Annotated in this window: 21 protein-coding genes; 9 read left to right on the top strand and 12 right to left on the bottom strand. The window is 63.0% G+C overall.

The window, feature by feature from the left end; genetic code table 11:
- Positions 1-111: 111 nt before the first annotated feature.
- The 6 genes from NOX35_RS18880 to NOX35_RS18905 all read right to left on the bottom strand — a co-directional run bounded on the left by NOX35_RS18880 (position 112) and on the right by NOX35_RS18905 (position 6,647).
- Positions 112-1,068 (bottom strand): nitronate monooxygenase family protein, encoded by a 957-nt coding sequence (locus tag NOX35_RS18880; RefSeq protein ID WP_087081593.1) that lies wholly within the window; start codon positions 1,066-1,068, stop codon positions 112-114.
- A 284-nt stretch (positions 1,069-1,352) separates the two neighbouring features.
- A complete protein-coding gene (locus NOX35_RS18885; protein WP_256494328.1) occupies positions 1,353-2,483 on the bottom strand; it encodes an ABC transporter substrate-binding protein in 1,131 nt (376 codons plus the stop codon).
- Between the two features lie 140 nt (positions 2,484-2,623).
- The gene (locus NOX35_RS18890) at positions 2,624-3,568 is read right to left on the bottom strand and encodes an electron transfer flavoprotein subunit alpha/FixB family protein (RefSeq protein ID WP_057092850.1); all 945 of its coding nucleotides are present in this window, start codon (positions 3,566-3,568) and stop codon (positions 2,624-2,626) included.
- Between the two features lie 154 nt (positions 3,569-3,722).
- Positions 3,723-4,487, bottom strand: coding sequence for an electron transfer flavoprotein subunit beta/FixA family protein (locus NOX35_RS18895; RefSeq protein ID WP_053284412.1), 765 nt, complete (start codon positions 4,485-4,487; stop codon positions 3,723-3,725).
- Between the two features lie 402 nt (positions 4,488-4,889).
- Positions 4,890-5,666 (bottom strand): enoyl-CoA hydratase, encoded by a 777-nt coding sequence (locus tag NOX35_RS18900; protein ID WP_182283669.1) that lies wholly within the window; start codon positions 5,664-5,666, stop codon positions 4,890-4,892.
- A 21-nt stretch (positions 5,667-5,687) separates the two neighbouring features.
- Positions 5,688-6,647 (bottom strand): histone deacetylase family protein, encoded by a 960-nt coding sequence (locus NOX35_RS18905; RefSeq protein WP_182283670.1) that lies wholly within the window; start codon positions 6,645-6,647, stop codon positions 5,688-5,690.
- 36 nt (positions 6,648-6,683) lie between these two features.
- Between NOX35_RS18905 and NOX35_RS18910 the strand changes: the two genes are divergently transcribed.
- Genes NOX35_RS18910 through mltB form a run of 4 tightly spaced genes read left to right on the top strand, consistent with a single transcriptional unit; the run spans position 6,684 to position 11,945 of the window.
- Positions 6,684-7,604 carry a MoxR family ATPase gene (locus NOX35_RS18910; RefSeq protein WP_256494333.1) on the top strand — a complete coding sequence of 307 codons (921 nt, stop codon included), beginning with the start codon at positions 6,684-6,686 and terminating at the stop codon, positions 7,602-7,604.
- 34 nt (positions 7,605-7,638) lie between these two features.
- On the top strand, positions 7,639-8,700 hold the full coding sequence (locus NOX35_RS18915) for a DUF58 domain-containing protein (protein ID WP_182283672.1): 1,062 nt from the start codon (positions 7,639-7,641) through the stop codon (positions 8,698-8,700).
- Positions 8,697-10,799, top strand: coding sequence for a DUF3488 and transglutaminase-like domain-containing protein (locus NOX35_RS18920; protein ID WP_256494335.1), 2,103 nt, complete (start codon positions 8,697-8,699; stop codon positions 10,797-10,799). Before NOX35_RS18915 ends, NOX35_RS18920 begins: the two co-directional genes overlap by 4 nt.
- A 3-nt stretch (positions 10,800-10,802) precedes the next feature.
- Entirely contained in the window at positions 10,803-11,945 is a 1,143-nt protein-coding gene (gene mltB, locus NOX35_RS18925; RefSeq protein WP_256494336.1) for a lytic murein transglycosylase B, read from the top strand.
- Between the two features lie 72 nt (positions 11,946-12,017).
- Here mltB and NOX35_RS18930 read toward each other — a convergent pair whose 3' ends face one another.
- Positions 12,018-13,310 carry a branched-chain amino acid ABC transporter substrate-binding protein gene (locus NOX35_RS18930; protein ID WP_256494337.1) on the bottom strand — a complete coding sequence of 431 codons (1,293 nt, stop codon included), beginning with the start codon at positions 13,308-13,310 and terminating at the stop codon, positions 12,018-12,020.
- Positions 13,311-13,401: 91 nt separating this feature from the next.
- Between NOX35_RS18930 and NOX35_RS18935 the strand changes: the two genes are divergently transcribed.
- Both NOX35_RS18935 and wrbA read left to right on the top strand, forming a co-directional pair.
- Positions 13,402-13,785 carry an Hsp20/alpha crystallin family protein gene (locus NOX35_RS18935; protein WP_256494338.1) on the top strand — a complete coding sequence of 128 codons (384 nt, stop codon included), beginning with the start codon at positions 13,402-13,404 and terminating at the stop codon, positions 13,783-13,785.
- A gap of 277 nt (positions 13,786-14,062) precedes the next feature.
- Complete coding sequence (gene wrbA / locus NOX35_RS18940) at positions 14,063-14,665, top strand: NAD(P)H:quinone oxidoreductase (RefSeq protein ID WP_034380050.1); 603 nt, start codon at positions 14,063-14,065, stop codon at positions 14,663-14,665.
- A 54-nt stretch (positions 14,666-14,719) separates the two neighbouring features.
- Here the strand turns inward: wrbA and tsaD are convergent, their stop codons facing one another.
- From tsaD to NOX35_RS18960, 4 genes are all read right to left on the bottom strand, one after another.
- Complete coding sequence (tsaD, locus tag NOX35_RS18945; protein WP_034352676.1) at positions 14,720-15,760, bottom strand: tRNA (adenosine(37)-N6)-threonylcarbamoyltransferase complex transferase subunit TsaD; 1,041 nt, start codon at positions 15,758-15,760, stop codon at positions 14,720-14,722.
- A gap of 86 nt (positions 15,761-15,846) precedes the next feature.
- Entirely contained in the window at positions 15,847-16,302 is a 456-nt protein-coding gene (locus tag NOX35_RS18950) for a CBS domain-containing protein (RefSeq protein ID WP_003053023.1), read from the bottom strand.
- A gap of 154 nt (positions 16,303-16,456) precedes the next feature.
- Positions 16,457-17,167: a DUF937 domain-containing protein gene (locus NOX35_RS18955; RefSeq protein WP_182283677.1), complete on the bottom strand. Its 711-nt coding sequence runs from the start codon at positions 17,165-17,167 to the stop codon at positions 16,457-16,459.
- Positions 17,168-17,332: 165 nt separating this feature from the next.
- Positions 17,333-18,094, bottom strand: coding sequence for a porin (locus NOX35_RS18960; RefSeq protein WP_371878553.1), 762 nt, complete (start codon positions 18,092-18,094; stop codon positions 17,333-17,335).
- A 60-nt stretch (positions 18,095-18,154) separates the two neighbouring features.
- Here NOX35_RS18960 and NOX35_RS18965 point away from each other — a divergent pair, with 60 nt between their 5' ends.
- Genes NOX35_RS18965 through cobA form a run of 3 tightly spaced genes read left to right on the top strand, consistent with a single transcriptional unit; the run spans position 18,155 to position 20,333 of the window.
- Positions 18,155-18,445 (top strand): hypothetical protein, encoded by a 291-nt coding sequence (locus NOX35_RS18965; RefSeq protein WP_256496946.1) that lies wholly within the window; start codon positions 18,155-18,157, stop codon positions 18,443-18,445.
- Positions 18,446-18,503: 58 nt separating this feature from the next.
- Entirely contained in the window at positions 18,504-19,523 is a 1,020-nt protein-coding gene (gene ybiB / locus NOX35_RS18970) for a DNA-binding protein YbiB (RefSeq protein ID WP_256494342.1), read from the top strand.
- A gap of 9 nt (positions 19,524-19,532) precedes the next feature.
- The gene (cobA, locus tag NOX35_RS18975; RefSeq protein ID WP_182283679.1) at positions 19,533-20,333 is read left to right on the top strand and encodes a uroporphyrinogen-III C-methyltransferase; all 801 of its coding nucleotides are present in this window, start codon (positions 19,533-19,535) and stop codon (positions 20,331-20,333) included.
- A gap of 60 nt (positions 20,334-20,393) precedes the next feature.
- Here cobA and NOX35_RS18980 read toward each other — a convergent pair whose 3' ends face one another.
- The gene (locus NOX35_RS18980) at positions 20,394-20,873 is read right to left on the bottom strand and encodes an acyl-CoA thioesterase (protein ID WP_003069412.1); all 480 of its coding nucleotides are present in this window, start codon (positions 20,871-20,873) and stop codon (positions 20,394-20,396) included.
- Positions 20,874-20,983: the final 110 nt, after the last annotated feature.

Below are 20,983 nucleotides of genomic sequence, written 5' to 3' on the forward strand. Positions count from 1 at the left end.
TAACAAGGGTTAACCCTTGAACAAGTCGTGCTTGAGCAACATCAAGCGAGCAAGCCGCCCATAAAAAACGGCGTCCGAAGACGCCGTTGGCACAGAAGATAGTGAACTGCCTCAGGCAACCAGCAGGCTGGCCTTGGCTTCGGCATATTCACGCTTGAGGCGAGCCACCAGCTCGGCCGTGGGCTGCACCTTGTCGACGGCACCGATGCCCTGGCCGCAGCCCCAGATGTCCTTCCAGGCCTTTTGCGCGCCGCCGCCAAAATTCATCTTGCTGGGGTCGGACTCGGGCAGGTTCTCCGGATCCAGACCTGCCGCACGAATCGACGGTGCCAGATAGTTGCCATGCACGCCTGTGAACAGATTGCTGTAGACCACGTCGTCGGAGTTGCCCTCGACAATCGCCTGCTTGTAGGCTTCCACGGCACGCGCCTCGTCGGTGGCGATGAAGGCCGAGCCGATATAGGCAAAGTCCGCACCCATCGCCTGGGCCGCGAGAACCGCTCCCCCCGTGGCAATCGATCCGGACAGCGCCAGCGGGCCGTCAAACCATTGGCGAATTTCCTGCACCAGGGCAAACGGGCTCTTCACACCCGCATGGCCGCCAGCACCGGCTGCCACGGCGATCAGGCCGTCGGCACCTTTTTCAATGGCCTTGCGCGCAAACTTGTTGTTGATGATGTCGTGCAGCACCACACCACCCCAGCTATGCACGGCCTGGTTCACATCTTCACGCGCGCCCAGGCTGGTGATGATGATGGGCACCTTGTACTTGGCGCAGACCTGCATGTCGTGCTCGAGACGGTCATTGCTCTTGTGCACGATCTGGTTGATGGCGAATGGAGCCGAAGGGCGATCGGGATGGGCCTTGTCCCAGGCAGCCAGAGTCTCGGTGATCTCTGCCAGCCAGTCTTCCAGCTGCTCGGCCGGACGGGCATTGAGCGAAGGCATGGAGCCGACGATACCGGCCTTGCACTGCTCGATGACAAGCTTGGGATTGCTGATGATGAAAAGCGGCGAGCCGATGACAGGCAAAGCCAGCTTTTTGAGGGCTGGTGGCAGCTTGGACATATGTTGTCTCCTTCTTCGTTTTATGAATAAAAAAGGTCTGCAGCGTTGGTTCCAAATACGCTGTCAGCTCTTGTTTCAGAAGCAGTTCGAAGGGCGCCTCACTATTTGCACTCCTGTGCCGACGGTGAAGTCGTCCGACTGGCCTTTGGCCAGTTTCGCCTGCCATGGCGCCACTCCCTGTCCCCAGGGCAACAGTTTTTGCTTTCTCTGTGTACGGAGGATCATCGTGAGGGGAGCGGCCGCAAAAAAGGCCTGAACGCGGTACTGCGTCAGGCCTTGGTTTCTTACTGCGTCACACGCCCGGCGGCATTGACGATGGACAGGTCCACATATTTGGATCCCACTTGCCCGGGCTTGAAGTTCACCCAGTAGCCGCCCAGGTCATAAGACTCCAGTCCGCGCAAGGCAGCACTCATTTTTTCCGGCGTCAGCGGCTGGCTGCGACGCATGGCCTCCACGATGACTTTGGCATTCACAAAGCCTTCCATCATGGCAAAGCTCACCGGAACGTCCAGGGACTTGCCTGCAGCAATCGTCGCGTCGCGAAACTCCTTGTTGAGCTTGCCCGAGACCTTGTAGGGACTGGGCACCACCTGGGCAATCGACAGACCGCTCATGTACTCCACAGGAAGACGCTTGGCCAACTGCTCGATATCGGCCTCGGCCGTGGCATAGACCTGGGCGGTACCGCCCTCCATGCGATACGCCTCGACAAATGCCGCTGTGGCAGGGCTGGAAGCCACCAGGAGAATGGCTTGAGGCGAAGTCTTGGCGGCCCGCAGCTCCTGCACAGCCTTGCCCGAGCCACCTCGGCTCTTGAGCATGGCCGAAGCCACCAGCTTGGCCCCGCTGGGGTTCACGGCCCTGGTCACCAAGGCCGTCAGCTCCTGTGCATCGGGACGCTCCTCGAACACCAACGCCAGCCGCGTGATGCCGACGGTGGCCAGGTGGGTGGAAATCTTTGCAACCTGCTCGGCAAGCCCTGCACGCGTGGAGAACATCTGCGGCGATGCCAGCACTCGGGTGTCCGTGCTCTGATAGCCCACCAGCGGAATCTGCGAACCATCCAGAGCCTTGCTCTCCAGCAAGGCCGAGAGATTGCGATTGCCGAAATAGCCTGCCAGCACCACGGGCTTGGATTCGCTCAGCAGCTTGCGCGTCTTGGTCACGGTCTCTTCAGGGTGGCCCACATCATCGAGCACAGCCAACTCCACAGGTTGGCCCTGCACGCCACCGGCCTTGTTGACCTGGTCAAAGTACAGACGCATGCCCTGCGCATAGGCCCGTCCCTGACTGGCTTCAGCCCCCGACATCGGGGCCACCTGCCCAACCGTCCAGGCCTGCGCCACCAAAGCAGCACCTGCACACATCGCGACCAAACCGACTCGCGCCAACACCCAATGCTTGCGATTCATTCAGAGTCTCCCTCTCCATCAATGCAGTGGGTCTGAAGCGCCCATGCAGCTGCCGAATTATTGTTGATGACCTGACCTGTACGAGCCAGGCGCCCATGGAAAAAGAGGGGCTTGAAGCCCCTCTTTTGATGTGCGCCAAATTACAGCGCGTTGACCAGTTCGGGCACGGCCGTGAACAGATCGGCTTCCAGACCGTAATCGGCCACCGAGAAGATCGGTGCCTCGGGGTCCTTGTTGATCGCCACGATCACCTTGGAATCCTTCATGCCCGCCAGATGCTGGATCGCTCCCGAGATGCCGCAGGCAATGTACAGCTGCGGCGCCACGATCTTGCCCGTCTGGCCCACCTGCAGGTCGTTGGGCGCGTAGCCCGCATCGACAGCCGCACGGCTGGCACCGATGGCCGCTCCCAGCTTGTCGGCCAGGGGGGTGATCACTTCGGTGAACTTCTCGGCCGAGCCCAGAGCACGGCCGCCGGAGACGATGATCTTCGCTGCCGTCAGTTCGGGACGGTCGCTCTTGGTCACTTCGCGGCCCACAAAGGCGCTCTTGCCGCTGTCGGCCACGGCAGCCGCCGTTTCCACCGCCGCCGAGCCGCCAGTGGCAGCCGCTGCGTCAAAGCCCGTGGTACGCACGGTGATGACCTTGACGGCATCGGCGGACTGCACGGTGGCAATGGCGTTGCCCGCGTAGATGGGGCGCTCGAAGGTGTCGGCGGAGTCGACCTTGGTGATGTCGCTGATCTGGGCCACGTCCAGCTTGGCGGCCACGCGAGGGGCTACGTTCTTGCCCGAGGCGGTCGAGGGGAACAGGATGTGGCTGTAGTTGCCGGCACCATTTCCAGCAAGTGCCAGCACCTGGGCCGCCACGTTCTCGGCCAGGCCGTCCTTGAGGCTGGCGCCGTCGGCATGGATGACCTTGGAGACTCCGGCGATCTGGGCGGCTGCAGCGGCGGCAGCGGCTGCACCTTCGCCAACGACCAGCACATGCACATCACCGCCGCAGGCCTTGGCGGCCGTCACGGTGTTCAGGGTCGCGGTCTTGATCGAAGCGTTGTCGTGTTCTGCAATAACGAGAGAAGTCATTTCAGTCGTCTTTCTCTAAAATTTTTCATGGTGCCTGCATCACCCGCGGCCGGCTAATCTGGCGCGGCGCAAGTGCAGGACACCGAGGAAGGGCCGCCCCGCACCGAGGGTGTCGTCCCCCTGCGGGGGATGACGCGAAGCGGCTCAGGGGGCCTTAGATGACCTTCGCTTCGTTTTTCAGCTTGTCGACCAGGGCGGCCACATCGGCCACCTTGACGCCAGCGCCACGCTTGGCGGGCTCGGAGACCTTCACGGTCTTGAGGCGGGGTGTCACGTCCACGCCCAGGTCTTCGGGCTTGAAGGTGTCCAGCTGCTTTTTCTTGGCCTTCATGATGTTGGGCAAGGTGACGTAGCGGGGCTCGTTCAGGCGCAGGTCGGTGGTGATGACGGCGGGCGTGGACAGGGCCACGGTTTCCAGGCCGCCGTCCACTTCGCGGGTGACGTTGACCCGGGGCGCGTCAGCCTTGTCGCCGGCGACTTCGACCTTGGAGGCGAAGGTGGCCTGGGGCAGGTCGGCCAGGGCCGCCAGCATCTGGCCGGTCTGGTTGGCATCGTCGTCGATGGCCTGCTTGCCGCAGATGACCAGACCGGGTTGCTCCTTGTCCACCAGGGCCTTGAGCAGCTTGGCCACGGCCAGAGGCTGCAGCTCGACATCGGTCTCGACCAGGATGCCGCGATCGGCACCGATGGCCATGGCCGTGCGCAGGGTTTCCTGGCACTGGGCCACGCCGCAGGAGACGGCGATGACTTCGGTCACCACGCCTTTTTCCTTCAGGCGCACGGCTTCTTCGACGGCGATTTCGTCAAAGGGGTTCATGCTCATCTTGACGTTGGCGATGTCCACACCCGTGCCGTCCGACTTCACGCGGACCTTGACGTTGTAGTCCACCACGCGCTTGACAGGGACCAATACCTTCATTGCTGCGGCTCCTTAATGATTACTGCATTGACGTTTACGTAAACTGGATTCATTTTATGCGGCACCGCAACACTCTCTGCACAATTTTCCAGACAATCTGCCCGGAGATCTGTGCAGCAGCCTTCGCAGGTGGAACGGCATAAAAAAAGAACGACCGTTCAATTTTATGCACAAGCCTTGCGAAATCATGGGTCTCAGATGGGTCAAATCAGGGTAAAACCTAGGATTTGAGCCCATCAATGCCATGCCTGCATCCAGATAGGCCTCACGGTAACACTGCCGGAAAGCAGCCTCGTCGTTCAAATGGACGGGCCGAAAACACAAGACTTCGCGCTGCAAACGACGCCATCCACGCAGCTCAGCCTGCCCAACCACGACGGCCGGGGAGTGCAAATCCAGGGTTTAGCGCCAGCGAGGCCTGCGCTTTTGTGCAAAAGCCTGAGCGCCTTCCTGCGCGTCGGTATCCAGCATATTGGCGGCCATGGTCTGACCCGCCAGCTGATAGGCTGACTCCAGGCCCATTTCACGCTGGCGATAGACCAGTTCCTTGCCCATCCTGACGGCCACCGGGGGCTTGCTCACAATGGCAGACACAAGCTCTTCCACGGCAGCATCGAGCCGCTCCGGCTCGACCACGCGATTGAGCAGACCGTAGTGCAGAGCCGTCTGCGCATCGATGAACTCACCCGTCAGCAGCATTTCCATGGACTGTTTGATGGGCATGTTGCGCACCAGGGGCACGCTGGGCGTGGAGCAGAACAAGCCGTATTGAATGCCGCTGGTGGCAAAGCGAGCCTCGTTGCTGGCCACGGCCAGATCACACTGCGCCACCAGTTGGCAACCTGCAGCCGTTGCAATGCCCTGTACTCTTGCAATGACGGGAACAGGCAGCTTCTGAATCGAGAGCATCATGCGGCTGCACTGGGCAAACAGCTGCTGGTAGTAAGCCAGCTCAGTATGGGCCGCCATGTCCTTGAGGTTATGCCCGGCGCAAAAGGCCTTGCCCTGGGCGGCAAGCACCACTACACGCGCCTGCTCGCTTTTGGCCACGGCATCCAGCGCCGACTGCAGGGCCACGAGCATTTCACTGCTCAAGGCATTGAAACGCTGCGCGTCGCTCAGCGTGATGCGAGCCACGCCGCGCTCGTCCTGACTCAGTTGCACCAAGGAATCGCTCATTGCTGTCACCATGCTTTCGGACTAGATATCGGCCAATACGCGCAGATGTGCTTCCACGCTGCGCGCCAGCGGGTCCATCACGTAACCGCCTTCGAGACAGGAAACAATGCGGCCCTTGGAAAAACGCCGTGCGATGTCCTTGATGCGAGTGGTGATCCAGGCAAAGTCGTTTTCCGTCATGCCGAGCTGACCCATATCGTCTTCGCGATGCGCATCAAAGCCGGCGCTGATGAAGATCATCTCGGGCTTGAATGCCTCGAGGCGCGGAATCCACATCATCTCGATGATCTCTCGAATGTCCATGCCCTTTGTGTAGGCAGCCACGGGCACGTTGAGCATATTGGGGGCCGGGTCCTTGTCGCCGCTGAACGGATAGAAGGGATGCTGAAAAATGCCGCACATCAGCACGCGCGGATCACCGGCCAGGATGTCTTCCGTGCCGTTACCGTGATGCACATCAAAGTCGATCACGGCCACGCGCTTGAGATGGTGGCGCTCCAGCGCATACTTGACGCCCACAGCCACATTGTTGAAAAAGCAGAAACCCATGGCCTGGTTGCGCGTGGCATGGTGACCAGGCGGGCGCACGCTGCAAAAGGCGTTTTCGAGTTCGCCGGCCAGCACGGCATCGGTAGCCGCCAGTGTGGCCCCCGCAGCGCGCAGTGCGGCCTTGAAGGTGTGGCGGTTGATGGAGGTATCGGTATCGAGCTGCTTGTGCTCGGGCCCGCCAGCCGCCAGCTCCTGCTCCAGCCTGTCGGTCAGTCCCTGAAGGGCGGCAATATGCATGGGATCGTGCGCCAGCTCGATCTCGGCCAATGATGCCAACGGCACATTGCAGCGCTCCAGCGCATCGCCCACTCCGCTGACCAGCAGCCTGTCTTCTATCGCGTCCAGCCGCGCCGGGCATTCAGGGTGGCCCGGCCCCATCTCGTGCAACCAGCAATCCCGGTGGGTGAAATAACCTGTCTTGCCCACAGTCATGTCTCCGCTATCGCTTATTTAGGATATGTTTCTGCCATGCATGCACAGAACACAATTAATGCGCTTTTGAGTCAGCTTAACACGGTGATGGAGGGCAAGCCGGATCAGGTCAGAGACGGTGTCGCCTGTTTGCTGGCAGGCGGTCACTTGCTGATCGAAGACGTTCCCGGTGTAGGCAAGACCACGCTGGCCCATGCGCTGGCACACAGTTTCGGCCTGCAGTTCTCACGCGTGCAGTTCACTGCCGACCTCATGCCCAGCGACCTCACAGGGGTCTCCATCTACGATCGCGGACAAGAGGCTTTTGTGTTCCACCCCGGGCCGGTGTTTGCCCAGGTATTGCTGGCCGACGAAATCAACCGCGCCAGCCCCAAGACCCAGAGTGCGCTGCTCGAAGCCATGGAGGAGCGCCAGGTCACGACCGAAGGCAAGACCCACAGCCTGCCCGCCCCTTTCTTTGTGATTGCCACCCAGAACCCTCTGGAGCAGCTGGGTACCTTCCCGTTGCCCGAAAGCCAGCTGGACCGTTTTCTCATGCGCATCAGCCTGGGCTATCCCTCGCGCGATGCCGAGCGCAAGCTGCTCGCGGGCAACGGCCGCCGCGCCGCTGCCGATGCACTGCTGCCCGTCATCTCCCAGCAGCAGCTGCAGCAACTGCAGACCGCTGCCCTGGCCGTGCATGCCAGCGACGCCCTACTCGACTATGTGCAGGACCTGATTGCCGCCACACGCAACGGCCAGTGGTTTGCCCAGGGCCTGTCGCCACGTGCAGGCATCGCGCTGCTGCGTGCGGCCAAGACCATCGCGCTGATGGAAGGCCGTGACTATGTGGCGCCCGACGATGTGCAAGCCATACTTCCCCAGGTGATTGCCCACCGCCTCGTTCCCGTGGGCCATGCCGGCCGTGGTGCCGTGGAGCAGGTGCGCGCCATGATGCAATCCGTGCCGCTATCTTGATGCTGCCGATGTATTTCGTCATGAGTTTCATAGCATGAAGCGCTCCGCATCAAAGGGCGAACGGCCAGAGACATCCAATATCTTCCAGCGGCTCTCACCCCGCGCCAGGGTGCGCGAGTGGATGTTTGCACGTCTGCCGCGCAGCGACCAGCTCACGCTGACCCAGGGCAATGTCTACATCCTGCCCTCGCGCGCGGGCTGGGCCATGCTGGCCACGCTGATCGTGCTGTTGATTGCTGCCATCAACTACCAGCTCAACCTGGGCTACCTGCTCACGTTCCTGCTAGCAGGCAGCGCGGCCGCCAGCATGGTTGTAGGCCATGGCAATCTGCGTGGTCTGCAGCTGAGCCTCGGCGGCGCAGGTTCGCAAGGCAATGCATCGGGCGGCTGCTTTGCCCATGCGCCCTGCCCCATGCATATCAGTCTGCACAATGCCCGCCGCTCGCGCCGCTGGGGCATAGGCCTCGCCTTGCACCAAACCCGGCGAAGCGCCGATCACTCTGATGCCTGGACCTGGGTCGATATTCCCGAGCAGGGCAGCACCGCCGTGCAGCTGAGCTTCATGCCCACGCGCCGCGGCCGGCAGGAGCTGCCCGCCGTCTCCATACTCACTCGCTACCCGCTGGGCGCATTTCGCGTCTGGGCTCTGTGGCGGCCCCAAACCCTGGTCTGGGTCTATCCCGAACCAGAAACCCATGCCCCGCCACTGCCAGCCGCCAGCCCCGAAGTCGGCGGCCGCAGCAGCGCCCAGATACGCAGCGGTGATGAATTCGATGGCGTGCGCAGCTATCAGACTGGCGACCCGCTCAAGCTGGTGGTGTGGAAGAAAGCGGCTCAGTCCTTTGCAGCAGGCGGCCACCAACTGGTCAGCCGCGACCGGACCATGGCTCACCATCACCGTCTCTGGCTCGATGCGCGCCATACCGGCCTGGCCGACCATGAGGCGCGGCTGTCGCGCCTCACGGCCTGGGTGCTGATGGCTCAGCAGCAAGGCCGTACCTGGGGCCTGCGCCTGCCGGGCGGCAAGGAAATCGCACCGGCCAGCGGCGCACAGCACACCACGCGCTGCCTCGAAGCATTGGCCGCCTGTCCATGAAAGCAACCGCCTCTTCTGCCGGCAGCAACTGGCTGCAGCGCCTGACTGCCCTACCGCGCGATGCACGGGACACGCTGTTTCTGCTCGCCGTCATCGCCTGGATCATGCTGCCTCAGATTCAGCACACACCTTGGTGGACCAGCGCCTTTGCCGCAGCCCTGTTGCTGTGGCGTGCACGCCTGGCACTGACCAGCGCCCCCCTGCCCGGCCGCTGGGTGCTGGCGGGCGCACTAGCCATCGCCATTGGGGCTACCTGGGCCACGCACAAAACGATTGTGGGCCGCGATGCCGGCGTGACCCTGGTCGTCATGCTGCTGGCACTCAAGACACTGGAGTTGCGCGCGCGGCGCGATGCCATGGTGGTGTTCTTTCTGGGATTTTTTGTACTGCTCAGCAACTTTTTCCATTCGCAGTCCCTGCCCACAGCCATGGCCATGGTGCTCGGGCTGATGGGCCTGCTCACCGCCCTGGTCAACGCCCATATGACGGCTGGCAAGCCTCCATTGACGCAGGCTCTGCGCACTGCGGGCTGGCTCGCACTCTGGGGCGCGCCCGTGATGGTGTCGCTGTTTCTGTTCTTTCCGCGCATGGCTCCGCTATGGGGCGTGCCATCCGACGATATGGCCGGACGCTCGGGCCTGTCCGAAAGCATGCGCGTAGGCGAGGTTGCCTCGCTGGCCATGGACGATAGCGTGGCCCTGCGCATCCGTTTCGATACCCCCGAGGGCAAAGAGCCACCGGCCAACACCTTGTACTTTCGCGGCCCGGTGCTCAGCCAGTTCGATGGCCGCAGCTGGCAGGCCGACCCTGTGCTTGACGCCATGGCCATGCCTCAGCTGCGTGTGAGCGGTGAACCCGTTCGCTACCAGATGCTGATCGAGCCCAGCAAGCGCCGCTGGCTGACCCTGCTCGATGCCGTCAGGACCGAACCGCAGATTCCGCCGGGCGCCTCGGTAGGCAGGCTGCGCATGAGCTCCAGCCTCCAGTGGCTGAGCGGGCGCCCGATTACCGATGTGCTGCGTGTCGATGCCCAAAGCCATCTCGACTTCAGCCACGGACCGCTGCAGCTCACCCCAGAGCTCAAACGCCATCTGCAGCTGCCAGCCGGCAGCAACCCGCGCACACGGGCTTTGGGCGAACAATTGCAGGCCGAATTACGAGCCCAACCGGGCGCTGACACGGATACGGACAGGCTGATCGCCGCCGCCCTGCAGCGCCTGAAAACCGGCGGCTACACCTACACACTGGAGCCCGGCGTGGTCGACAGCGTCCACACCGCCGATGACTTCTGGTTTGACAGCAAGCAAGGCTTTTGCGAGCACATCGCCTCAGCCTTTGCCGTGCTCATGCGCGGTATGGGAGTGCCCGCGCGCATCGTGACCGGCTACCAGGGTGGCGACCGCAACAGCGTGGACAATTACTGGACCGTGCGCAACAGCGATGCCCATGCCTGGACAGAAGTCTGGATTGCCGGCCGGGGCTGGGTCCGTGTAGACCCCACAGGCGCTGTCGCACCCAGCCGGGTCGGGCAGCTCCAGCGCCTGAGCGCTCCCCCCGGCGCCTTTGCCAGCGCTGTTGGCAACTTCGTCGATACCGGCACGCTGGAGAAGCTGCGCGCCGTCTGGGAGGCCATCAACAACCGCTGGAACCAGTGGGTGATCAACTACACGCAAAGCCGTCAGCTCAATCTGCTGCAGAGCCTGGGCTTCGAATCGCCGAGCTGGACGGATCTGCTGCGCCTGCTGGCGGGCAGCTTGAGCGCTCTGGCGCTGCTGTGGCTGATCTGGGCCCGCGCCACACGACCGCAGCGCGACGGCTGGAGCCAGCTCATGCACGCTGCCAGGCTGTGGCTGCAGCGCGCAGGCATAGCGAGCGGTGCCAGCGACTCCGCTCGCAGCCTGTCGCGCCGCGTGCAGGAGCGCTGGGCCAAGGAATCTGCATCCGCGCCCCTGGCTGCAGCCTTATCCGACTGGCTGCTGGACATGGAGAGGCTACGCTATGCGCCATCCTCCGACACCGAAGCCACTGAACTGAAGACCTTGCGCCGACGCTGGCTGTCCATCCGACAGCAGCGCTGGCCCTATCCCCTCAAGAAATAAAACATGAGCATCACTCTCAATAACAGCAAACACCTCAAGGCTAAAGCACTGAGCACTCTGGCACTGTGCCTGCTGACCGCCGGCGCCATCGCCGCACCGGCCAAAAAAGCCGTCCGCAAGGCAGCACCGGCTGCCGTAGCCACGGCTGCAGCCGCCACGGCCGTGGCCTATGCCGGTCGGGACGACGCCATGCAACTGGCCGAAGAAATCGCGGTCCGCCGCGATCTGCCTGTCGACTGGGTGCGTGCGCAGCTGAGCGAAGCACGCAACCTGCCCGTGGTCACACGCCTGATGACGCCGGCCGGCAGGACCTTCGTGAAGAACTGGACCGTGTACCGCAGCCGCTTCATCGACCCCGTGCGCATACGCGCCGGCGTGCAGTTCTGGCAGGCCAACCATCAGGCGCTCGCGCGTGCCGAGCAGCAGTTCGGCGTGCCCGCAGAAATCATCGTCGGCATCATCGGCGTGGAAACCATTTACGGCCGAAACATGGGCAACTTTCGCGTGATGGATGCTCTGGTCACGCTGGCACTGGACTTTCCGCCATCCCACCCCCGCGCCCAGGCCCGCACCGACTACTTCCGTGGCGAGCTCGAGCAGGTGCTGGTCACGGCCAGCCGCACCGGCAGTGACCCGTTTGCGCTACGCGGCAGCTATGCCGGTGCCATGGGCCTGGGTCAGTTCATGCCCACCAGCTGGGACAAGTATGCCGTCGACTTTGACGGCGACGGCCGCATAGACCTGTTCAACAGCACCACCGACGCCATCGGCTCGGTCGCCAACTACTTCGTCGGCCATGGCTGGAAGCCGGGCCTGCCCACGGCCTTTACCGTGGACATGCGCGCCCAGGGTGAGAATCTGGCAACCCTGCTCGCACCCGATATCAACCCCACATTCACTGCCGCGCAGATGGCAGAACGCGAAGTACGTGTGCTGGGCGCCGACAACTATGAGCGTCCGCTGGCACTGATCGAGCTGAAAAATGGCAGCTCCGGCCCCACGGAGTACATCGCGGGTACCGAGAACTTCTACGCCATCACGCGCTACAACTGGTCGGCGTTCTATGCGCTGTCGGTGATAGAGCTGGGGCGCGAGGTACATGAAGCCTATCTGGCCAGCCAGACCGCCTCGGCCAAACGCAACTAGATGAATTAATTCGGGCGGCAGCGCTTTTCCAATAAGCGCTGGCAGCTATTGATCCGATAGTTCTTCAGCCACTCAGAAGCGCTTCATCTGGCACTGACCAGGCATCTCAGCTCTGGCCGCCGCAATTTCGCGCACGACCTTGAATCCGTAGCCCGAACCTTCCACATCGAAGTCCACGCCTGCGCTGCCTCTCTTTTCCATCATGCCTACCACCAGCGATTGCTGAAACTGGTGGTCTGCCGCCCGCATGCTGCCCGAGCGGCCCGCCATCTGCACCCTGGCATGCTCCATGGCGTGGGCCACGGCGACGGTGTCCGTGCTGCCGGCCTTTTCGAGGCTCTGCGCCAGAGCCTCGATCATGAGCTGCATGCGCATATGCACATAGTCGTCCTGCGGCCTGGGAAAGCGCTGACGGAAAGACTGGTAGAAGGCACGGCTCTCGGCCGTGGGTACATTGGGCAGCCAGTCGGCCACGGCCAGCACCTTGCCCACGCCGGCATCACCCAAGGCCGCCGGGGCGCCCAGGGCATTGCCGTAGAAGGTGTAGAAACGCCCTTCATAGCCGGCCTCGCGCGCAGCCTTGACCAGCAGCATCAGATCGTTGCCCCAGTTGCCCGTGATCACGGCCTGGGCACCGCTTTGCTTGATCTTGACCGCATAAGGCGCAAAGTCCTTGACGCGGCCCACGGGGTGCAACTCGTCGCCCACGATGCGCACATCGGGCCGTTGCATGCCAAGCTGACGCCTTGCTTCGCGCAACACGGCCTGGCCAAAGCTGTAGTCCTGCCCGATCAGATAGGCACTGTGTACGGCCTTGTCGTCCTTGATGACCTCCATCAGCGCAGCCATGCGCATATCGGCATGGGCATCGAAGCGGAAATGCCAGAAACTGCAGCGCTCGTTGGTCAGCGCCGGATCCACGGCCGAATAGTTCAGATACAGCACACGTCGCGAAGGATCCCGGCTGTTGTGCTTGTCGATGGCGTCGAGAAGCGCCGCCGCCGTGGCCGACGAGTTGCCCTGCATGATGATGCGCGCACCGCTGTCTATGGCCGCACGCAGCGCCGACAGTGCCTCTTCGTTCTGGCCCTTGCTGTCATAGCGCTCTATCACCAGCTCATGCAGACCGTCGGCCAGACACACGCCGCCGCGCGCGTTCACCCGCTCGGTCGCCCACAGCAAATTGCGGAACACGGCCTCGCCCGTGTTTGCAAACGGGCCCGAAAGACTCTCCACCAGTGCCAGCTTTATGGGTTGCGCAAGCTTGGCTTTGGCTGCAGCCACAGCAGCGCCAGCAATGCCGAACGGCGCGCATAGTAGTGGCAATTGCAGGTATTTCAAGGCATCACGGCGCAATTTATTCATCAAAAAAACCTCTTGAAATGCGCTTGCCACCACCTACCTATGAGTCAAGCGGCAACAACGCAAGCCGCGCAGTTTAAAGGAGTTAAACACCATGTTCTTCGCCCCTGTGATGAGCCGTAATACCTTTGTATCTCCTCGCGCCGCCGACCTGGCCCTGCAACGCTTTCTGCAGGAAACCCTGGGCGCTGCAAGCCCCGTACAACGCCAGGTTCAAGTCAGCCGCGATGACCAATTCACGACCCTGACCCTGGATGTGCCTGGCCTGGCACGCGAGCAACTCAGACTCTCGCTGGAAGGCTCTGTCGCCAAGCTCGAAAGCGTGGAAGGCGCAGCCCGCCAGGTCAGATACAGCTGGGATCTGGGCCATGAAATCGATGCGGCCAACAGCAAGGCCAAGCTCGAGCATGGAGTGCTGACACTGACCCTGGCCAAGCTCGAGCCTCAGAACAAGGCCGTGACACTCAGCATCGAATAAGCGCTGTTTACGCCGACCGGCCAGCCTCATCCTTTCTTCCATCTCCTCTTAGCAAGAGGTCGGCCGGAAAGCACAAAGCCCGCACTGCCTTGGCGTTGCGGGCTTTTTTCATGCCAATGCCATGGCCGATTCCTGGAGTTGAGCTGATTCGGCGCCTTGGCCTACAGGCGCACGCTGCCAGTGCGTGCCGCGCTGCCATCTTGAATTCCTACACTGTGGGTTCAGTCGGGCGCACCATTGCTGCACCGCTTTCCAACCCCGTTTGAGGAATTCATCCATGGCGAAAGTGCTGGTTCTCTACTACTCCATGTACGGACATATCGAAACCATGGCTCAGGCCGTGGCCGAAGGAGCCCGCAGCGTCAGCGGTGCCGAGGTCACCGTCAAGCGCGTGCCCGAAACCATGCCCGAGGATGTCTTCAAGAACGCAGGCGGCAAGGCCAATCAGGCCGCAGAAGTCGCCAGCCCCGCCGAGCTGGCCGGCTACGACGCCATCCTGTTTGGCGTGCCCACGCGCTTTGGCAATATGCCGGGCCAGATGCGTAGCTTTCTCGACCAGACCGGCGGTCTCTGGGTCAAGGGGGCCTTGATCAACAAGATCGGCAGCGTCTTCACCTCGACCGGCACCGGCGGCGGCCAGGAAATGACGGCCACGACCACCTGGGCGACGCTGGCCCATCACGGCATGATCATCGTGCCGCTGGGCTATCCGCTGCCCGAACAGACCAATCTGAGCGCAGTCAAGGGCGGCAATTCGCCTTATGGCGCTTCGACGATTGCGGGTGCCGATGGTTCGCGCCAGCCTCATCCCGACGAACTGAGCATTGCCCGCTACCAGGGCCAGAACGTAGCGAAGCTGGCCGTAAAGCTGGCCGGATAAGCGCAGGCAACCATGAAAAAAGCAGCCACCTGGGCTGCTTTCTATTGCACGGATTCACCTGAGAGAATCCAGCGGCCAGCGCGGCTTCACATCAAACGCATATTCATGCAGTGCCTGCTCGCGTCCCGCCTGTATCCGCATGGCGGCAGCCATGGCAATCATGGCTCCGTTGTCGGTACACAGATGCAGCTCGGGGTAATGCACGCGAATCTTGTGCTTGGCACAGGCTTCATTGAGCTGCTCGCGCAGCTGCTTGTTGGCCCCCACACCTCCCGCCACCACCACGCGCTTCATGCCGGTCTGCTTGAGTGCGGCCATGGTTTTCTTGACCAGCACATCCACAATCGCGGCCTGCGTGCTGGCGGCCAGATCGGCCTTGCGCGCTTCCAGCTCTTCACCCAGCTTCTTGGCCTGGGTCAGGACGGCCGTCTTGAGGCCGGCAAACGAAAAGTCCAGGTCACCCGAATGCAGCAAGGGGCGAGGCAGCTTGAAGGCCTGAGGATCGCCGCCCTCCGCCAGCTTCGAGAGCACGGGACCGCCCGGATAGGGCAAGCCCATGAGCTTGGCCGATTTGTCGAATGCCTCGCCCGCCGCATCGTCGATGGTTTCACCGAGGATTTCGTATTCACCCACGCCGTCCACACGCATGAGCTGGGTATGCCCCCCCGAGACCAGCAGGGCCACAAACGGGAACTCGGGCGGGTCGGCACTCAGGAAAGGTGAGAGCAGATGGCCTTCGAGATGGTGCACGCCCAGCACAGGCTTGTCCAGCGCGGCTGCCATGGCGCAGGCTGCACCGGAGCCGACCAGCAAAGCCCCGGCAAGGCCGGGTCCGCGTGTAAAGGCAATCACATCGACGTTTTCGAGCTGCTCCCCGGATTCGGCCAGCACCTTTTCGGTCAGCGGCAGCACACGGCGAATATGGTCACGGCTGGCCAGCTCCGGGACCACGCCGCCATAGGCGCGGTGCATTTCAATCTGGCTGTGCAGCGCATGGCTCAGCAAGGTGGGCACACCTTGGCCGTCCGGCGTGCGCACCAGGGCCACACCGGTTTCATCACAAGAGGATTCGATTCCCAGGATCAGCAAACTCATGGCCGCAAGTGTAGGACTTGCGCCTTCCAGATGCAGAAAAGGCGGACATTAGCCCTGCCCGCCCTCGCTATTCAATTCATAGCACCCTAAGGCTGATTCACATTGGGTGTCCCGGAAATATAGTGTTCCAGCTGATGAATCGTGAACTGTTGGGCCGAGATGATTTCCTTGACGATGTCACCAATCGAAATCAGCCCTTGCAATTCGCGGGTCTCATTGATCACGGGCAGATGGCGCATGCGATTGCTGGTCATCAGCGACATGCACTCCTCGCTGGTCTGGCGCGGCAGCACGCAATGCACCTTGCGCGTCATGACCTCATCCACTCGCGTGCTGGCCGAGCTTCGGCCCTGCAGCGCGATCTTGCGCGCGTAGTCGCGCTCCGTCACGATACCGGCGATCTCGCCACCTTCCAGCACCAGCAGCGCGCCAATGCTTTTTTCCGCCATGAGCTGCAGCGCAGCCAGCATGGTGTCGGAGGGAGAAACGCTGTAGATAGTGCTGTTGCCCTTGGCGCGCAGAATTTCGGCGACGGTCGTCATCTGGTTCTCCTTTCTGGATCGTCCTGTCATGCAAAACGCATGACGACATGACCAGTGTGAGAATCCTGCTGCATTGCGGCAATCAGGCTATGCCCGTATACAAAAACAAAAAAGGCAGCCAAAGCTGCCTTGATGCTGTCACCAAGTCCTGTGCTCAGCGCCGACCGCCCAGCAAACCCGCACCCAGCTTGAACAGATCTCCGGCATCAAGCTTGCCGTCGCCATTCTGATCGAGCAGGCTGCCGAGGATGCCGCCCGCCATGCCGCCTTGTGACTGGATCTGGCCGCGCTCCTGATCCAGAGCATTGCCCAGGTCGCCGGCCCCCATGCCCTGAGCCTGGACCCGATTGGCCAGGAAAGACATCACCAGGGGAGCCAGCATGGCCAGCAACTGACCTGCATTGCCACCCAGACCCGTGGCCTGACCCAGCCGTGACTCGGCCTGCTGCTGCTGACCGCCAAAGATATTGCCCAGGATGGCGCCCGCATCGAGCTGCGAGTTGCCGGCACCGGAGCCGCCTTCCAGCACCGAGCCCAGAATACTGCCCAGCCCACCCAGGCCGCCAGCCGCACCGGCGCCGCCGCCCGCGCCGCCCAGCAGGCCACCGAGCCCGCCCAGCAGACCTCCCATATCCATCGCGCCATTGGCACTGCTGTGATCGCGCTGCAGCGCACCGAACAGATCGGCGGCTCCTTGAGGCTCAGCCGTGTTCTGGCCCAGCGCCCCAAACAGCATGGGCAGCGCCACACCCACGGCCTGCTCGGCCTGCACGGAGTCGATGCCCAGTTGCTGGGCCAGGCCCTGCATGGGAGCGCCCTGCAACTGGCCCATGAGTTCGTCGGTCAAAGATGCGTTAGCGGTCATTTCAACACTCCTCAAAAACAGCGCACATGGTACGCGCGCCCTGCGTCCCGAAATGTGATCAATGTTCATTCACTGCGCAAGCCCCTCCCGGGCTATAGACCATTGAAGCGGCCCGCGCCCTGGACTGGGCCTCCTGCAGGCCGCAGCGTCCGGTGACGGCCTGGCTCAGAAGGAGTGCGAAATGCCGACCAGCAGCGAGCGCGGCTTGCTGCCCTTGGGAACCGAAGGCCCGGCATTGCTGGCGCTGTTGATGGTGAAAGCTGCATCCGCCTCGTTGCGGATCGCGGAGACGCCCGCATACAGCTTGGTGCGCCTGGACAGTGCATGGTCATAGCGCACGCTCAGGGCGCGGGCATCGCTGTTCGCGCGCGCACGCCCCTGGAACTGCCCATAGGACAGCAGCAAGGCCGCCCGGGCCACCTTGAAGTCATAGGAGCCGCCCAGCAAGCGATAGCGGTCGGTGTTCTGGGCGGTGGTGCGTCGCTCCCACAGCGAGGCTCCCAAGCTCCAGGGGCCGCGCGTGTAGTCCAGCGAGCCGCCGAACTGGCGCCCTGCATTGGTGCCGGCGTTCTCCCCGAACGAGTACATGCCCCGCACCACCAGTCCTGCCATGGAAGCCGACTGAAAGCGCAGCGAGTTGTCGGCGCGCAGCACCGTGCCGTCACGGAAATAGTTGGCGGCGTTGCCCCAGATCAGGCCCGTCAGGGCGTAGGAAGCCAGCGAGGTGTGAAACGTGGTGTAGTGGCGGCCCACCGTCAGCTGACCCCAGCCGCCACCCATGCCGACGAAGATCTGTCGACCGAAGGCCAGTCCTCCCTGAGCGCGCTCGCCGGTATCGGCATTCAGTCCGGCCTCCATCACGTACAGCGCACGCAGGCCTGCGCCCAGATCCTCGGTCCCGCGAACGCCCCAGCGCGAGCCGGCCAGGACACCGACTACTTCGACCGCACGGTCGCGCTATGTGCCGAGGCCGGCTTCACTCCGCTGATACGCCACGAAGCGGGGCAGCTCGTGAATGTGCTGGCGCTCGTGGCCTGCGGTCTGGGCGTGGCCATCGTGCCGGCATCCTTCGCGATGTTCCACCGCGAGCAGATCGTGTTCCGGCCGCTTCGGGCTTCGCGCCAGGTCAGCCGGCTCGCCGTCCTGGTGTCTGCCCAAGCGCTCAAGAGCAACCCCATGCTGGAGCTTGTCGCCCAGCTCGCGCAATCCCAGCTGCAGGCACTGGCTGCACAGCTGGTTCAACAGGGAACGACGGCTTCTCGACTACAGCCGGTTTGATTTATATAACCAAATCGTCTGACAACTCATGGTTTTTATAGCGACAATTACGTTAATCATGAGCATCAGCCACTACATCAAGGAAATCGGTCGCGGCACCAAGGGCGCGCGCTCTCTTTCGCGGGCCCAGGCCTGCGATCTGATGGGCCAGGTGCTGGACGGCAAGGTCTGCGATCTGGAGCTGGGCGGCTTTTGCATTGCCATGCGTTTCAAGGGCGAAAGCGCCGAAGAGCTGGCCGGCTTTCTCGACGCCACCCAGCAACGTCTGCCCGCGTGGCCCCAGGCGCACAAGGCCCGGCCCGTGGTCGTCATCCCCAGCTACAACGGCTCGCGCAAGCTGGCCAATCTCACGCCGCTGCTGGCAGGTCTGCTGGCGCAGCAAGGCCTGCCGGTGCTGGTGCACGGCAGCCATACCGAGGACAAGCGCCTGGGTACGGCCGAGGTATGGCAACAACTGGGCTGGACGGCCATCGAGCGCCCCGTCGCTCTGGAGCCTGGCGACAAGGTCTGGATGCAGACCCGTCACCTGCTGGCACCGCTGGATCGGCTGCTGCAGATTCGCCGCCAGATGGGCCTGCGCAATCCCGCGCACAGCATCGTCAAGCTGCTGGACCCCATCCATGGCAGCAGTAGCGCGCAATCGGGGCTGGTGCTGGCCAGTTATACCCACCCCGCCTATGCCCAGCCCATGCTGCAGACGCTGGCCATGCGCGCGACCAGTGCGCTGCTGGTACGCGGCACGGAAGGCGAGGCCGTGGCCGCCCCCCACCGCGAACCCGTGAGCACGGGTGTGATTGCCGGAGAAATCTGCTTTGAACGCTCTTCCCTGCACAGCAGCCAGCTCGCATCCGGCACCGAGATCAGCGCCCCCAAGCAAGACCTGAATGCCGAGCAGACAGCCAGGCTGACGCTGGACATTCTGAACGGCCAGCTGCCTGTGCCGGCCCCCATCGCGCAACAGCTGGAACAGATACAAGCCCTGCACCAGGCCATGCAGGTCACCGATGCCGGCGCTGCCGCCAGCCGCGCCGCACTGCAAGCCTATAACCGCAGCCCCGACTGCCGCAGCCCCGACTGAGACCCCACAATGACTGCCATTTCCCATAACTCCAATCAGTGCGGCTCGTGCACCCTGGTGGGTGCCGGCCCCGGCGACCCCGAGCTGCTGACCATCAAGGCCGCCAAGGCCATTGCCTCAGCCAGCGTGCTGTTTGTCGACGATCTGGTCAGCGATGGTGTGATGAGCCACGCCTCGCCCAGTGCCCGCGTGGTCTATGTGGGCAAGCGCGGCGGCTGCAAGAGCACCCCCCAGGCCTTTATCGAAAAGCTCATGATTGCGGCCGTGCAGGACGGCGAACGCGTGGTGCGCCTCAAGGGCGGCGACCCCTTCATCTTTGGCCGCGGCGGCGAAGAGGTCGAACATCTGCGTCAGGCCGGCATCGAGGTGGATGTCATCAATGGCATCACCTCCGGTCTCGCGGGCCTGACCAGCCTGGGCGCCCCACTGACCCACCGCGACCGCGCGCATGGTGTGCTTTTCATGACCGGCCATGCCAAGCCCGGCGACAGCGGCCCCGACTGGCGCCAGATCGCCGCCACGGCCCATGCTGCCAAGCTGACGCTGGTGATCTATATGGGAGTGAGCAGCGTCGAGCGCATCAGCGACGAACTGCTCAGCGGCCTGCCCGGCAGCACGCCAGTGGCCGTGATCCAGCATGCCAGCCTGCCGCAGCAGCGCCATGCGCTGACTTTTCTGAAGGATTTGCCGCAGAGCATTGCCGACCATCAGCTGGGCAGCCCCAGCATCATCGTCGTCGGCGATGTGGTCCAGGGCATTGCCGCCTGGCAGAACCAGCCCCAGGCCTTGCCGCAATCAGCGGCGGCCTGAGCCAGGACCGCCCCCGGGCTGTCCCGCGCAGCCCGGGCAGGCGGCAAGCGCCGCCCTGCATCAGGGAGTACGGGTCTCGGCGAAGCGCTCGGCCAGCTCCTTGCGCAGCTCCTTGCGAATGATGGCGGCGTCCCAGCGGCGCTTTTCCTCGTCGGTCTCAAGCTGCAGCGGGGGCACGGGGGCAGGCTTTTTGTCATCATCCACGGCCACCATGGTGAAGAAGCAGCTGTTCACATGGCGCACCACCTGGCTGCGAATCTCCTCGGCAATCACCTTGATGCCGATTTCCATGGACGACTTGCCGGTGTGGTTCACGCTGGCCAGAAAAGTCACCAGCTCACCTACATGGATAGGCTGCAGAAACATCACCTGATCCACGCTCAGCGTCACGACATAGCGGCCCGCATAGCGGCTGGCGCAGGCATAGGCGACCTGGTCCAGCAATTTCAGGATGGCGCCCCCGTGCACATTGCCGGAGAAGTTGGCCATGTCAGGCGACATGAGCACGGTCATGCTCAGCTGGTGGGATGGTGTATTCATGGGGCGCGATTCTAGAAGTGATCCGGGACGCACGCTGAACCCTTGCGCATACCCCAATGGGACAACGGGCTGGCGACTGCGCAGGCATCACGATCCGCGCATTTCGGGAC

Origin of the sequence: Comamonas sp. C11, assembly GCF_024496285.1 — a bacterium.
Classification (GTDB): domain Bacteria; phylum Pseudomonadota; class Gammaproteobacteria; order Burkholderiales; family Burkholderiaceae_C; genus Comamonas; species Comamonas testosteroni_F.

What these genes read in the sequence shown, in the direction of transcription:
- NOX35_RS18880 (WP_087081593.1), bottom strand. Translation starts at nt 1,068, where the DNA reads ATGTCCAAGCTGCCACCAGCCCTCAAAAAGCTGGCTTTGCCTGTCATC.
- NOX35_RS18890 (WP_057092850.1), bottom strand. Translation starts at nt 3,568, where the DNA reads ATGACTTCTCTCGTTATTGCAGAACACGACAACGCTTCGATCAAGACC.
- NOX35_RS18915 (WP_182283672.1), top strand. Translation starts at nt 7,639, where the DNA reads ATGAAGCGCTCCGCATCAAAGGGCGAACGGCCAGAGACATCCAATATC.
- NOX35_RS18980 (WP_003069412.1), bottom strand. Translation starts at nt 20,873, where the DNA reads ATGAATACACCATCCCACCAGCTGAGCATGACCGTGCTCATGTCGCCT.
- NOX35_RS18950 (WP_003053023.1), bottom strand. Translation starts at nt 16,302, where the DNA reads ATGACGACCGTCGCCGAAATTCTGCGCGCCAAGGGCAACAGCACTATC.
- ybiB (WP_256494342.1), top strand. Translation starts at nt 18,504, where the DNA reads ATGAGCATCAGCCACTACATCAAGGAAATCGGTCGCGGCACCAAGGGC.
- cobA (WP_182283679.1), top strand. Translation starts at nt 19,533, where the DNA reads ATGACTGCCATTTCCCATAACTCCAATCAGTGCGGCTCGTGCACCCTG.
- NOX35_RS18900 (WP_182283669.1), bottom strand. Translation starts at nt 5,666, where the DNA reads ATGAGCGATTCCTTGGTGCAACTGAGTCAGGACGAGCGCGGCGTGGCT.
- NOX35_RS18935 (WP_256494338.1), top strand. Translation starts at nt 13,402, where the DNA reads ATGTTCTTCGCCCCTGTGATGAGCCGTAATACCTTTGTATCTCCTCGC.
- mltB (WP_256494336.1), top strand. Translation starts at nt 10,803, where the DNA reads ATGAGCATCACTCTCAATAACAGCAAACACCTCAAGGCTAAAGCACTG.
- NOX35_RS18895 (WP_053284412.1), bottom strand. Translation starts at nt 4,487, where the DNA reads ATGAAGGTATTGGTCCCTGTCAAGCGCGTGGTGGACTACAACGTCAAG.
- wrbA (WP_034380050.1), top strand. Translation starts at nt 14,063, where the DNA reads ATGGCGAAAGTGCTGGTTCTCTACTACTCCATGTACGGACATATCGAA.
- NOX35_RS18885 (WP_256494328.1), bottom strand. Translation starts at nt 2,483, where the DNA reads ATGAATCGCAAGCATTGGGTGTTGGCGCGAGTCGGTTTGGTCGCGATG.
- NOX35_RS18905 (WP_182283670.1), bottom strand. Translation starts at nt 6,647, where the DNA reads ATGACTGTGGGCAAGACAGGTTATTTCACCCACCGGGATTGCTGGTTG.
- tsaD (WP_034352676.1), bottom strand. Translation starts at nt 15,760, where the DNA reads ATGAGTTTGCTGATCCTGGGAATCGAATCCTCTTGTGATGAAACCGGT.
- NOX35_RS18930 (WP_256494337.1), bottom strand. Translation starts at nt 13,310, where the DNA reads ATGAATAAATTGCGCCGTGATGCCTTGAAATACCTGCAATTGCCACTA.
- NOX35_RS18955 (WP_182283677.1), bottom strand. Translation starts at nt 17,167, where the DNA reads ATGACCGCTAACGCATCTTTGACCGACGAACTCATGGGCCAGTTGCAG.
- NOX35_RS18910 (WP_256494333.1), top strand. Translation starts at nt 6,684, where the DNA reads ATGCATGCACAGAACACAATTAATGCGCTTTTGAGTCAGCTTAACACG.
- NOX35_RS18920 (WP_256494335.1), top strand. Translation starts at nt 8,697, where the DNA reads ATGAAAGCAACCGCCTCTTCTGCCGGCAGCAACTGGCTGCAGCGCCTG.